This is a genomic window from Arthrobacter sp. BG3, assembly GCF_056680185.1.
Genome location: NZ_CM155270.1, coordinates 2,280,964 through 2,293,095, shown reverse-complemented (window position 1 = coordinate 2,293,095; position 12,132 = coordinate 2,280,964). Strand labels below are relative to the sequence as shown.

General features: G+C 68.6%; 10 protein-coding genes and 1 pseudogene. 7 read left to right on the top strand and 4 right to left on the bottom strand.

The annotated features are described in order from the left end of the window. The gene (locus tag AC1MFL_RS10215) at nucleotides 1-1,449 is read right to left on the bottom strand and encodes a DUF3375 family protein (RefSeq protein ID WP_479809475.1); all 1,449 of its coding nucleotides are present in this window, start codon (nucleotides 1,447-1,449) and stop codon (nucleotides 1-3) included. Nucleotides 1,450-1,711: 262 nt separating this feature from the next. Between AC1MFL_RS10215 and AC1MFL_RS10210 the strand changes: the two genes are divergently transcribed. The 3 genes from AC1MFL_RS10210 to AC1MFL_RS10200 all read left to right on the top strand — a co-directional run bounded on the left by AC1MFL_RS10210 (nucleotide 1,712) and on the right by AC1MFL_RS10200 (nucleotide 5,167). Further along, a complete protein-coding gene (locus AC1MFL_RS10210; RefSeq protein ID WP_479809474.1) occupies nucleotides 1,712-2,038 on the top strand; it encodes a hypothetical protein in 327 nt (108 codons plus the stop codon). 64 nt (nucleotides 2,039-2,102) lie between these two features. Continuing rightward, on the top strand, nucleotides 2,103-4,115 hold the full coding sequence (locus tag AC1MFL_RS10205; RefSeq protein WP_479809473.1) for an acyl-CoA dehydrogenase family protein: 2,013 nt from the start codon (nucleotides 2,103-2,105) through the stop codon (nucleotides 4,113-4,115). Between the two features lie 167 nt (nucleotides 4,116-4,282). Continuing rightward, the gene (locus AC1MFL_RS10200) at nucleotides 4,283-5,167 is read left to right on the top strand and encodes a TIGR04086 family membrane protein (protein ID WP_479809472.1); all 885 of its coding nucleotides are present in this window, start codon (nucleotides 4,283-4,285) and stop codon (nucleotides 5,165-5,167) included. A gap of 102 nt (nucleotides 5,168-5,269) precedes the next feature. On the opposite strand, the gene AC1MFL_RS10195 is transcribed toward AC1MFL_RS10200, so the two are convergent. After that, nucleotides 5,270-5,716: a YchJ family protein gene (locus tag AC1MFL_RS10195; protein WP_479809471.1), complete on the bottom strand. Its 447-nt coding sequence runs from the start codon at nucleotides 5,714-5,716 to the stop codon at nucleotides 5,270-5,272. Between the two features lie 227 nt (nucleotides 5,717-5,943). Here AC1MFL_RS10195 and AC1MFL_RS10190 point away from each other — a divergent pair, with 227 nt between their 5' ends. The 4 genes from AC1MFL_RS10190 to AC1MFL_RS10175 all read left to right on the top strand — a co-directional run bounded on the left by AC1MFL_RS10190 (nucleotide 5,944) and on the right by AC1MFL_RS10175 (nucleotide 9,825). Next, nucleotides 5,944-6,666 (top strand): hypothetical protein, encoded by a 723-nt coding sequence (locus tag AC1MFL_RS10190; protein WP_479809470.1) that lies wholly within the window; start codon nucleotides 5,944-5,946, stop codon nucleotides 6,664-6,666. A 40-nt stretch (nucleotides 6,667-6,706) separates the two neighbouring features. Then, on the top strand, nucleotides 6,707-7,711 hold the full coding sequence (locus AC1MFL_RS10185; RefSeq protein ID WP_479809469.1) for an aldo/keto reductase family protein: 1,005 nt from the start codon (nucleotides 6,707-6,709) through the stop codon (nucleotides 7,709-7,711). Nucleotides 7,712-7,715: 4 nt separating this feature from the next. Next, nucleotides 7,716-8,570 (top strand): SDR family oxidoreductase, encoded by an 855-nt coding sequence (locus tag AC1MFL_RS10180; protein WP_479809468.1) that lies wholly within the window; start codon nucleotides 7,716-7,718, stop codon nucleotides 8,568-8,570. A 136-nt stretch (nucleotides 8,571-8,706) separates the two neighbouring features. After that, on the top strand, nucleotides 8,707-9,825 hold the full coding sequence (locus tag AC1MFL_RS10175) for a sulfite oxidase (RefSeq protein WP_479809467.1): 1,119 nt from the start codon (nucleotides 8,707-8,709) through the stop codon (nucleotides 9,823-9,825). A 10-nt stretch (nucleotides 9,826-9,835) separates the two neighbouring features. Here the strand turns inward: AC1MFL_RS10175 and AC1MFL_RS10170 are convergent, their stop codons facing one another. Together AC1MFL_RS10170 and AC1MFL_RS10165 are read right to left on the bottom strand one after the other, a co-directional pair. Then, on the bottom strand, nucleotides 9,836-10,363 hold the full coding sequence (locus AC1MFL_RS10170; protein WP_479815420.1) for an RpiB/LacA/LacB family sugar-phosphate isomerase: 528 nt from the start codon (nucleotides 10,361-10,363) through the stop codon (nucleotides 9,836-9,838). A 12-nt stretch (nucleotides 10,364-10,375) separates the two neighbouring features. After that, a pseudogene (locus tag AC1MFL_RS10165) lies at nucleotides 10,376-12,103 on the bottom strand (dihydroxyacetone kinase family protein); the annotation flags it as partial. Nucleotides 12,104-12,132: the final 29 nt, after the last annotated feature.

Sequence of the window (12,132 nt, the reverse complement as noted above, 5' to 3'; positions counted from 1 at the left end):
TCAATCCTTCTTAAGCGTGACGACCGGCAGGTACGCGGTGCGCGTGGAGCCGTCGATCTGTTCGAAGTCGAGAGTGTCCCAGTCCTCGCGGTCGAAGCCGGCACCCTGGTGCAGGGCGTGCGAGAGCAGGGCGCGGATCGAGTTGATGTGGCGTTCCCCCGGCGGGAGCTGCTCCCAGGCCTCGGCAAGCGTGGAAGCTCCCGCGAACGCGGCGCGGATCGCCTGGGGGCTGGCTTTGCCGGTCCGCGGCGAGCGCACCCGGTCCGAGTCGCTGAAAGCGATGGGGTCGGCCAGCTTGGGCGGGGCCGCGAACTCGTCCGGGTCGAACAGCTTCACCATGGCCAGAGACTCGAAGCCGGCATTGAACAGCACCGGTCCGCGGACCAGCCCGGGGCGTTCGCGTTCATACGGCAGGGACCGGATGGCCTGCTCGGCCTCCCTCAGGACCTTGCGGAGCCGGACGGACTGGCGGAAGTCGTCGCTCTGGACATAGGTGTTAAGGCTTTCGCTGAGCTTGCCGTAAATCCGCTGGATCTGGCTGTGCTGGGTACGCAATTCCGCCACCAGGTTTTTCAGCGTCTCGCGTTCCTCATGGCGGAGGTCATCGGCGAACTGCCGGCTGAGCACCTCGCCGATCGCCGACCGGAAACGCAGCTGCTGCTGCGGGTCCTCCAGGAACGCGGTGAAGGAACGGAAGGTCCTGCCCTCCGGGCTCTGCCGCAGCCGCTTGTCCGCTTCCAGCACTTGGGCCATTGTGGCGCCCTTGCTCAGGGACTCCTCGATGATCTGGTTGCGGAGCTCCCCCACCAGCTCCTCGATCCGGTCACGCATCTTCTTGTAGTCCGCGGGCAGGCTCGCTGCGAGGTCCAGGATGTTCCCGGCAGCCTCCACCGCCTCCTCGTCGTCGAGCAGGCCGTCAAAATCACCGGAGCTGATGTCCTCGATCAGCTGGCGCCGTTCGCCGATCTCCTCCTCGAGGGATTCCAGCCGGGCGCTCTGGTCCGGGTTGGTCTCGTTGGCGAGTTTCTCGACGTCGCCCAGCAGCGTGCCCAGCCGGGAACCGTTGAGGGTGGAGCGTTCGCTGGAGAGGCTGTCCAGGAAAGCGAGGACCCGGGCGGCGGGTTCGGTGACCTCGTAAACGATCTGGCCGGACTGGTTCCGCCGGGTCAGGAAGTTCTTGCGGGTCCACTCATCGCCAAATGACTTCCCGTTGGCGGTGCCACCCAGCCCCGGGTCCTGGCGGCGGAGCTGCTCAAGGAAGGCGTCGACGTCGGCGTGGAACTGTTCCAGCGGAAGCTGCGGCCGGGTGCGGGTAAAGGATGCCTGCAGCACGGCGATCACCCACGGCGCCGAGCGGGTCAGGGCCCAGGCGGGGCCCTTGGTGAGGAGTTCAAGGTCACGCAGCCGGGCGCTGATGGCGTCGGCGGAGGACAGGGCGGAGCGGGACACGCACTCTCCTAACGTCTGCCGTGGGATCGGGATCGGGCAGTGGATAACGGAAAACTGCCAGCTACAAGGTTAACGCAGGCCCCGGCTGTCATTCCCGGCCGCGCACCCCGGGGCTACCGCAACCGCCCCGTGACCTACGCCCCGGTAGCATTTCGATCCCGTATCAAGAGTCACGGCACGGCCCGTGGACTCTGGCTAGGGCACGTCCCGCACCCTACGCTCGGGCTACTGATTCAGCCGAAGCAATGGTGCAGGGGGAAGAATGCAGTTCGACTTAAGCGCAGTGGAAACGGCAACGCTGGTGTTCGTGGGAACGCTTGTCTTTGCCCTGGTACTCACGGTCTTCGTGATGACGGCGTCGTTCGCTGCCATGGTCCTGGTCGGCGTTGGCCGGCTCGCCTGGATCATCGCCGCGAATGTCCTGCTGGGACTTGTCCACGGCATCAACCACGTCTGGGACCGGCTGGTCCACCACGCGTCCACGGTTGAGCTTCCGGGTGACTTCGTCGGCGACATCGCGGCCGAGATTATGGGCCAATCGGCCCCTAGCACCGGAACCTACCCGCGGGTAGTCTTGCGGGACAGCTGAAGGGTCCTCCACCCACGGCGGATCCAGGGCTCGAGCCGGTAAACCCGGTTAGAGGAGATGCCCAATGAGCTCCGCCGTTGAGAATCCAGCCACTGACAATCCCGCCGACGGCCCCGCCGCGATGGCACCGGTCCCCGCTGAGGCGATCGGTCCGGCCGCCACCGCGGCCGACGCCCGCGCCATCGCCGAAGCCGCGCGTGAAACCAGTTGGGACCGGCCCAGTTTCGCCAAGGGCCTGTACCTCGGCAGCTTCGACCTCGGCCTGATCCACCCCTGGCCGGAAGCCCCGGCGGACGACGTCGAACGCGGCGAAGCGTTCATGGCCCGACTGACCGACTACTGCCGCACGATGTCCGGGCGCACTATCGAACGCGGAGCGCTGATCCCGGACAAGTACCTTAAGGACCTCGCCGGCATGGGGGTCTTTGGCATGAAGATTCCCCGCGACTACGGCGGCCTGGGCCTCTCGCTGGTCTATTACGGGCGGGCGCTGGCGCTGCTGGGTTCCGTCCACCCGAGCCTCGGCGCCCTGATCTCCGCGCACCAGTCCATCGGCGTCCCCGAGCCGGTGAAGGTCTTCGGGACCCCGGCGCAGAAGCAGGAATATTTGCCGCGCTGCGCCGCCGGCGCCATCACCGCGTTCCTGCTGACCGAGCCCGACGTCGGCAGCGACCCCGCCCGGATGGGCAGCACCGCCGCCCCCTCGGATGACGGCGAGTCCTACATCCTGGACGGGGTGAAGCTCTGGACCACCAACGGCGTCATCGCCGAACTGGTGGTGGTCATGGCGCTGGTCCCGTCCCGCACCGACGCTGACGGCACGGCCCACAAGGGCGGCATCAGCGCCTTCGTCGTTGAGATGGATTCTCCCGGCATCACGGTGGAAAACCGCAACGCTTTCATGGGCCTGCGCGGCATCGAGAACGGTGTCACCCGCTTCCACCAGGTCCGGGTGCCGGCGGCCAACCGGCTGGGCCGCGAGGGGCAGGGCCTGAAAATCGCGCTCACCACCCTCAATACCGGCCGGCTGGCGCTTCCGGCGCTCTGCGTCGCCTCCGGCCGGTGGAGCTTGAAGATCGCCCGGGAATGGTCCAATGCCCGCACCCAGTGGGGCAGGCCGGTGGGCAAGCATGAAGCCGTGGGCAAGAAGATCGCCTTCATTGCGGCCAGCGCCTTCGCCCTGGACGCCGTCTTCGAGCTGTCCGCTGAAATGGCCGACGCCGGGCAGAAGGACGTCCGTATCGAGGCGGCACTCGCCAAGCTGTGGTCGACGGAGATCAGCTGCCGGATCGCCGACGAGCTGGTGCAGATCCGGGGCGGCCGCGGCTTCGAAACCGCGGACTCGCTCGAGGCCCGCGGCGAGCGCGCCGTGCCGGCCGAACAGCAGCTCCGCGACCTGCGCATCAACCGGATCTTCGAGGGATCCTCGGAAATTATGAAACTGCTGATCGCCCGTGAGGCCGTGGACGCGCACCTTGCGGCCGCCGGAGACCTCGCCTCCGAGGACGCCAGCCTGTCCGACAAGGCCAGGGCCGCCGTCGGCGCGTCCGGTTTCTACGCGAAGTGGCTGCCCAAGCTTGTCGCAGGGGCAGGCATGGACCCACGTTCCTACAGCGACTTCGGCCGGCTCGCAAAGCAGCTGCGCTTCGTCGAGCGGTCCTCCCGGCGGCTGGCCCGGCAGACGTTCTACGGGATGGGACGGTGGCAGGCGAAGCTCGAGCACAAACAGGCGTTCCTGGGCCGGATTGTGGACATCGGGGCCGAACTGTTCGCGATGGCCGCCGCCTGCTCCCGGGCGGAAATGCTGCTACGGACCTCGCCGGAGAAGGGCGCGTCCGCCTATGAACTCGCCGAGGCGTTCTGTGAACAGGCCCGGGTGCGGGTGGATGAATACTTCGACCAGCTCTGGAGGAACACGGACGACGGCGACCACGTGCTCTCCCGCAAGGTCCTGGCCGGGGACTACGAATGGCTGGAGGCCGGGGTCCTGGACCAGTCCGAAGGAACCGGGCCCTGGATTGCCGATGCCAGTCCGCGCGCATCGATGAAGGCGAACCTGCACCGGAAGTACCGCTGACGGGGGCCCGTCAGCGGCCCTTCCCGCCACCCCAAAAATAGTAAGCATCCTTGCTACCTTTGACTGCCCGTGATTAGGTGGACCTGAGGCCTGCACACCGGCCTCCGCCTTGCGGTGCCCGGCCCAAACAATGGGCGCGGGTCATTCAGTGAAAGTGAGCAGTCCCGATGAGCAACCCAGCAGGCCCCGAAGATCGCACTCCCCGCCGCGCCCGTGACGAGGATGGGGCCGTGAGCCAGGACGCCCGAATCCACGATGCCCGGCAGGACGCTGACCGCCCCGGCGCCGCTTCCGCCAACGACACCCGCACCCTCCCAACAGGTGCTGCTGCCGGCACGCCCACCCGCGCCCAGGACGTGGTCCACACTGAACCGGTCCGCACGGAGCCGACCCGAAGCCAGCCCGTAACGGCCGTGCGCCATGACGAGCCCGCCCGTGTCACTCCCCCGCGCGACACTGTCGTCGAAGAGGTTCCCACCCGCGAAACCGTGGTGGCCCGCGAAAAGGAGCAGTTCGGTGGGATCCAGATCGGTTCGGCCTTCTTCGGCTGGCTCGCCGCCACCGGTCTGGCTGTGCTCCTGACCGCGCTGGTCGCCGCCGCCGGCACCGCCGTCGGGCTTGCCACCAACACGGACGTCAACGCCACGGTCACCTCCGGCAACGAATCCGTGGGACTCGTCGGCATCATCGTGCTGCTGGTGATCCTGTTTGTGTCCTACTTCGCCGGCGGCTACGTCGCCGGCCGGATGGCGCGCTTCAACGGAGCGAAGCAGGGGTTCATGGTGTGGATCTGGGCCCTCATCGCCGCGGTCGTTGTCGCCATCCTCGGCCTCGTGGCAGGCCAGAAGTACAACATCCTGGCCCAGCTCAATAGCTTCCCCCGCATCCCGGTCAACGAGGGCCAGCTGACCAGCACCAGCATCATCGCTGCAGTGGTGGTGGCCGCGGTGGCTCTGGTGGGCGCTGTCATCGGCGGAACCGCCGGCATGCATTTCCACCGCAAGGTGGACCGCGCCGGGTTCGCGCCGGTGGACACGGTCGAGGAACGCTAGGCAGGCAGCCGTCCGGAACCTGCCGGGCGTCGGGCAACGCTGCCCGGCGCCCGTTAGCTGTTTAACCGCCCTGTTCAACCGCCCGCTGGCTGCGCCGGCCGGTCAGCCGAACTCGACGGCGACGGCGTTGTAGTAATACCAGCGGCGGTTGACCCGCAGGAAGCGGCTCGTCTCGTGGTGGACTCCGCGTTCGCCGTCCTGCCGGAAGTAAGCCTTGAACTCCACGGTCCCCTCGGTATCCAGCGGGCCGCCGCGCCCGGTGGAGACGATATCCAGCCGGCGCCACTGCATGTCCGGGTCCAGTTCCAGCGCCGCCGGCCGGGTGTCCGGGTGCCAGGTCCGCAGGAGGTAGCCGGCGTCCAGCACGACGAAGGCGCTGTACCGGGAGCGCATCAGTTGTTCAGCCGTTGGCGCTTCCGCCTCGCCGCGGTGGAAGCGGCCGCAGCACTCCCCGTACTGCTCCCCGGAAAGGCAGGGGCAGTTGCCCTGGAACGGGGCCTGGTCCGGCCGGGCAGGGGCTCCGGGACCGGCAGCGGCTGGGGGCGTCACAGTTTGTCCTTTCCGGGGGCCGGACGACGCCGGCAGGCTCCTTCCGACTATAGACGCACGGCCCGGCGGCACCGGGCCGGCGGCACGCATAACAGCTTTGACACGTCTCCGCGAAGAGGCCGGATGCCTGCGTGTCCGGGGGAAAAAGTACGTATTGTTAAGGGGTCCTGCTCTGCCCGCCGTCCTGGGCGGGACACGTCGCGGCGAGGCCAGTTAGGAGAGATGAAGTGGGAGATCCGACAACTATCGCCCTCAACCTGACCTTCTTCGGGACCCTGGGAGTGGCGCTGGTCATGTTCTTCGGTCTCTTCCTCGTCTTTGTGGCCACACTGGTGATTGCCGGCCTCGGCCGGCTGGTCGCCGTGACCGTCATGGCCGTAGGGCACGGGCTGTTCAGGACCGGCAGCAGAGCCGAACGAATTGCCCCACCCGTCCAGCAGGACAGCCCACTCCGGACCATCGGGGCCGCCCCGCAGCCTCAGTCCGGCAAGACTGCCAAACCGGGGAAGGCCGCCAAACCGGGCAAGCCCGCCAGGCCCGCCACAGCCGCCAAGAAGGAACCCGTCCTGGCACCGGACTGGTCCGCCGCCGTCGAACGGGCCGATGCCCGTGCCGCCGCCCGGGCCAAGGCGGCCGCTGCCCCGGAAGTCAAGGTTTCGGTCCGCGAACTGCCCAGCCCCACAGCTCCGGCCCAGGACATAGCGGCCGTGGCGCCGCTCGTGGAGTCAGCCACGGACCGGAATGGCCAGCTCGGCACGGTCCCGCCGGCCTTTAAGAAATCCCCGATGCCCGCCGCGAAGTCACTGCTGGACACGGGCTCGCTGGTATCACTTCCCGGCCACCTGCCGCTGCCCAGGAAGCCCCTGGGCGGGCCCCTGAACGAACAACTGCCCAGGCCGCAGAACAAACAACTGCCCAAACCCCAGGCCCAGGAGCGCAAAGCAGGCTGAGGCCTTACCCCGGGCAGGCAAGTCGGCTACGGTGAAACCCATGGAATTCAGATACCTCGGGAACAGCGGCTTCAAGATTTCGGAAATCACCTTCGGCAACTGGCTCACGCACGGTTCCCAGGTGGAGAACGAGGTCGCCACCCAGTGCGTCCGGGCCGCCCTCGACGCCGGTATCAGCACCTTCGACACCGCGGACGTCTACGCCAACACGGCCGCGGAGACCGTGCTCGGCACGGCCCTCCAGGATGAGCGGCGGGAATCGCTGGAAATCTTCACCAAGGTCTTCGGCCCCACCGGCCCCAAGGGCCACAACGATCTTGGCCTGTCCCGCAAGCACATACTGGAGGCCATCAACGGCTCACTGACCCGGTTGCAGACGGACTACGTGGACCTCTACCAGGCCCACCGCTACGACTACGAAACCCCGCTGGAAGAGACCATGCAGGCCTTCGCGGACATCGTGCGGCAGGGCAAGGCCCTCTACATCGGCGTCAGCGAATGGACGGCCAGCCAGATCCGTGACGGCCACGCCCTCGCCAAGGAACTCGGCTTCCAGCTGATCTCCAACCAGCCGCAGTACTCCATGCTGTGGCGGGTCATCGAGGCCGAGGTGATTCCGGCCTCCGAGGAGCTCGGCCTTTCCCAGATCGTCTGGTCGCCGATGGCGCAGGGCGTGCTGAGCGGCAAATACCACCCCGGCAAGCCAGCCCCGGAGGGCAGCCGCGCCACGGATTCCAAGGGCGGCTCGAAAATGATCGAGCGCTGGATGTCCAACGAGGTCCTCACCGGCGTCCAGCAGCTCAAGCCGATCGCGGAGGAGGCCGGGCTGACCATGGCCCAGCTGAGCATCGCCTGGGTGCTGCAGAACAAGAACGTGGCCTCCGCCATCATGGGTGCGTCCCGGCCGGAACAGATCGAGAAGAACGTGGCGGCCGCGGGCGTGAAACTGGACGCCGGAATCATGGAGAAGATCGACGCCGTCATCGGCCCGCTGGCCGAACGCGACCCGGCGCAGACCAAGTCACCCGCCTCCCGGGAGGCATAAGCCCATGACCGGCGCCCCCACGCTCGCCGTCACCGGTTCCACCGGGCACCTGGGCGGCGTGGTGGCCCGGCTGCTCGCCGAAGCCGGCACCCCGCAGCGGCTCCTTGTGCGCGACCTCCACCGGGCCCCGGACCTGGAACACGCTGTCCCCGTGTTGGTTAGCTACGCCGACCCGGTGCTCTCGAAAGCCGCCCTTGAGGGGGTGAGGACGCTCTTTATGGTCTCCGCGGCCGAGGCCGAGGACCGGCTGCAGCAGCACTACACGTTTGTGGACGCGGCGGCCGCGGCCGGCGTGCGGCACGTCGTCTACACCTCGTTCTTCGGCGCGGCAGCTGATTCCGTCTTCACTCTGGGCCGGGACCACTTCGCCACCGAGGAGCACATCAAGGCCTCCGGGATGGATTTCACCTTTCTGCGGGACAACTTCTACTTGGACTTCCTGCCGTTGCTGGCGGGGGCGGACGGTGTTATCCGCGGCCCCGCCGGGGACGGTGTAATGGCAGCCGTCGCCCGGGCGGACATCGCACGTTCCGCCGTCACCGTGCTCCGGGACCCGGCCCTGCACGTCGGCAGAAGCTACGATCTCACCGGTCCCGAAGACGTTTCCCTGGCCACGGCCGCGGAACTCCTCACCGCCGGGACAGGCCGGACCATCACGTTCCACAATGAGACCCTCGAGGAGGCCTACGCCTCGCGGGCCTCCTACGGTGCTCCGCCGTGGCAGGTGGACGCATGGGTGAGCACCTACACCGCGATCGCCGCCGGCGAACTGGCCGGGCCGACGTCCGCCGTCCACGAACTCACCGGGCGCGAACCGCTGGGCCTGGCACAATTCCTGGCCGTGTCGCACACGATTTAGGCCCGCGCGCAGCCACCACCGTGCCGGGTTGGACAGTATTGACGGGTTCCGGACTGCGGCGTAGACCTGAAGACGGGTGACACCGGTCCAAAGCCGAGCCGGTCCGGAACAGAATCGCAGTGCCATGCCAAAGCAGATGTCGCGACACTCGTCCATCTTGAAAACACCGCGCCACGGACGGAAGCCCTCGCCGCACCCCGGCGAGCCGAGCCACGGCCCGCTGACGGCGGAGGAACTCCAGCTCGCCGTGCGGAATCACTCGATGCCGCTGGAGGCCCTGCGGAGTGACACCACACCGCCCGGGCTGCACTACCTGCTGAACCACTTCGACATCCCGTTCATCGATGCCGCGCACTGGCACCTGCAGATCGGCGGCGCCGTCCAGCGGTCGTTGGAGCTGAACCTGAAAGCGCTCCGCCGGGCGCCGATGATCAGCGTCCCGGTGACCTTGGAGTGCGCCGGCAACGGCCGCTCGCTGCTGCGGCCCCGCCCGCTCAGCCAGCCCTGGCAGCTGGAGGCCGTCGGCACCGCCGTGTGGACCGGGGTCCCGCTCGCCTACCTGCTGGCCCAGGCCGGGGTGGACGACGACGCCGTGGAGGTGGCTTTCGCCGGCGCCGACAGCGGAATCCAGGGCGGCGTCCGGCAGCAGTTCGCCCGGAGCCTCCCGGTTGCCGAGGCGCTGCGCCCCGACATCGTGCTGGCCTACCAGATGGACGGCCATGAGCTGCCACCGCAGCACGGCTACCCGCTGCGGCTGGTGGTCCCGGGCTGGTACGGCATGGCGAGCGTGAAGTGGCTGACCTCGGTCACGGTGCTGACCAAGCCGTTCGAGGGATTCCAGCAATCCGTCGCGTACCGCTACCAGCAGGACGCGGACGACGCCGGCACGCCGGTCAGCTGGATCAAGGTCCGCGCCCTGATGGTCCCCCCGGGCGTCCCGGACTTCTTCACCCGGAGCCGGATCGTTCCGGCCGGGCCGGTGATACTGACCGGCCGGGCATGGTCAGGCGAGGGTGCAGTACGGCGCGTCGAGGTGGGAATCGACGGCAAGTGGGCGCCCGCGCAGCTGCAGCACCCGGCCGCGCCCTTCGCCTGGTGCGCCTGGTCCCTGCCGTGGGTGGCCGACCCCGGAGACCACGAGTTGTCCTGCCGCGCCACCGACGCCACCGGTGCCACCCAGCCGCTGGAGCAGGTCTGGAACTACCAGGGCATGGGCAACAACGTGGTGCAGCGGGTCAAGGTGACGGTCCAGTAACGGGCCGCGCTCAGCAGCCCTCGAAGTCGGTGAGCACCTTCACCTTCTCCGCCGAGGCCGAGGTGGGGTCAAAGGTGTAGCCCAGCCACTCCCGGGCAAGCCGGCGGGCCAGTTCCACCCCGACCACCCGCTGGCCCATCGTCAGGATCTGGCAGTCGTTGGACAGCACCGAACGCTCCACACTGAACGAGTCGTGGGCGGTGGCCGCGCGGATGCCGTCCACCTTGTTCGCGGCGATGGCCACACCGATCCCCGTCCCGCAGAACAGGATGGCCCGGTCCGCGTGGCCGTCCCGAATCAGCTCGCCGGCCGCGATGCCCACGTACGGGTAGGGCCGGGTGAACTGCTCGGGTGCGTCGCCGCGGTTGACGCCGATGTCGATGATCTCGCTGACCCGAGGGTCCGAGCGGAGATCCGCCAGGATCCTGTCCTTGTAGTCGACGCCGGCCTCGTCGGCGCCCACAATGAGGCGGATGCCCGCCGGAAGTCCTTCCGCCGCACCCTCGGCGGATTCGGGGCCTGTCTGGGAGCGGTTCATGAGCTGGCCCCCCGCCGGCTGCCGGACCGCGGTGAGGTGCGGTCCCATGACGCTGAAGATCATCGCCAGCGAGGTGGCCCCCGGATCGGGCGTCCCCACACTCTTTTCCGCGAGCGGACGGGCTCGTCCCCGGCGCGGACGCAGGGCCGCGGTGGCTTCCGCCGCGGCGGTGGCCGCCCTGGCCGCTTCGGCCCAGATCAGCCCGGGCGCTCCCCCTCCGTCCGCCAAACGACGGAGCGTGTCCGTAAAAGGAACCAGCGCGTCCACCATGGTCTTGTCGCCCACCTCGGCTTGGCCCAGCTCAACAATCCGGGACGCGAAGGACTGCACTGCGGCGGCAAGCTCATCCACGCCGGGGGCATGCTCGTCGCCGAGGGACTCGCCGAAGGCCCGCAGACCGGCGCCCCACAACACACCGGAGGTGCCGCCGGCCTTGTCCGCCCAGGCGTCGCCAGCCGCGGCCAGTACGTCGCCGGCGCCCGCGCCCTGGACGAACGCCTCCGCGGCTGCGGCGGCGGCGGCATCGACTCCGCGGACCATGCCCCGCCCGCGGTCGCCGTCCCCGGCAACAGCGTCGAGGTCGCCGAGCCGCTGTTCGGCTTCATGCAGCGCTTCGCGGGCGCCGCGGAGGGCAGCAACACATTTGTCGGCGTAGGCCCGCGACCCCTCCCCGGCCTCGAACACGCCAGCAGCAGCGGCGCCGCCGGGAGCCTCGTCGGTGTCCGCGGATCCTGGCAGCAGGGCGGCCGCGCCTCGCCGGTAGGCGGGTGTTTCCGCCGGAGCCGTCCAGAGAGGCTCGAGCTCCTCATCCAGCCAGGTGACGCTCAGCGAGATGCCGGCCATGTCCAGGCTTGTGACCAGTTCACCGACCTCGGGCATCACCAGCGTGTAGCCCGCGGCGCGAAGCAGCGGGGCGACGGTCAGCCACAGCACAAACAGCTCTTCGTGCTTGGTGGATCCGAGGCCGTTGAGGATCACTGCGATCCGCCGGCTGGTGCCCTGGGGTGTCTCTGCGAGCACGCGGGAGACGAGTTCCTGGCCAAGTTCCTTCGCGGGCGGCAGCTCGGTGTCGAAAAGCCCCGGCTCGCCATGGATCCCGAGGCCCAGGCCCATTTCCCCATCCTTGAGCGTGAACAGCGGCGCCGCCGCTCCCGGGAAGGTGCAGCCATGGAACGCGCTTCCAATGCTGCGGGTCAGCCCATTGGCCTTGCGCCCGAGCCGGACGACGTCGGCCAGGTTTGCGCCCGCCTCGGCGGCGGCCCCCATGATCTTGAAGACGGTGAAGTCCCCGGCGATGCCGCGGCGCTTGCCGGACTCCGACGGCGGGGCGCTGGCGATGTCGTCCGTCACGAGCACGTTCTCGACGGCGATCCCTTCGGCGGCCAGCCGTTCGCTGGCCATCCCGAAGTTCATCACGTCGCCAGCGTAGTTACCGTACGCGAAGACAACGCCGGCGCCGTCCTCTGCGGACTTCGCCACGGAATACGCCTGCTGCGCCGAGGGCGAGGTGAAGATGTTTCCCACCACGGCACCGTCCGCCAGTCCGGCGCCAATCAGTCCGGCGAAGGCCGGGTAGTGGCCCGAGCCGCCGCCGGCCAGCACCGCGACTTTCCGGTTGGCGAAGCGGCGGCGGCGGACGGCACCGTCTGGCACCTGCCGGACCAGGTCCGAGTGGAGGTCGCAGAATCCTGCGAGGGCTTCCTCGGCAAAGTCGGCGGGGTCGTTGAATATTCTGGTCATCTTGGGCTCTCTAACCTGCGCCTGCGAGG

Coding starts and splice junctions, on each gene's coding strand:
- AC1MFL_RS10180 (WP_479809468.1), top strand. CDS start 7,716: ATGACCGGCGCCCCCACGCTCGCCGTCACCGGTTCCACCGGGCACCTG.
- AC1MFL_RS10175 (WP_479809467.1), top strand. CDS start 8,707: ATGTCGCGACACTCGTCCATCTTGAAAACACCGCGCCACGGACGGAAG.
- AC1MFL_RS10200 (WP_479809472.1), top strand. CDS start 4,283: ATGAGCAACCCAGCAGGCCCCGAAGATCGCACTCCCCGCCGCGCCCGT.
- AC1MFL_RS10210 (WP_479809474.1), top strand. CDS start 1,712: ATGCAGTTCGACTTAAGCGCAGTGGAAACGGCAACGCTGGTGTTCGTG.
- AC1MFL_RS10185 (WP_479809469.1), top strand. CDS start 6,707: ATGGAATTCAGATACCTCGGGAACAGCGGCTTCAAGATTTCGGAAATC.
- AC1MFL_RS10170 (WP_479815420.1), bottom strand. CDS start 10,363: ATGAACCGCTCCCAGACAGGCCCCGAATCCGCCGAGGGTGCGGCGGAA.
- AC1MFL_RS10205 (WP_479809473.1), top strand. CDS start 2,103: ATGAGCTCCGCCGTTGAGAATCCAGCCACTGACAATCCCGCCGACGGC.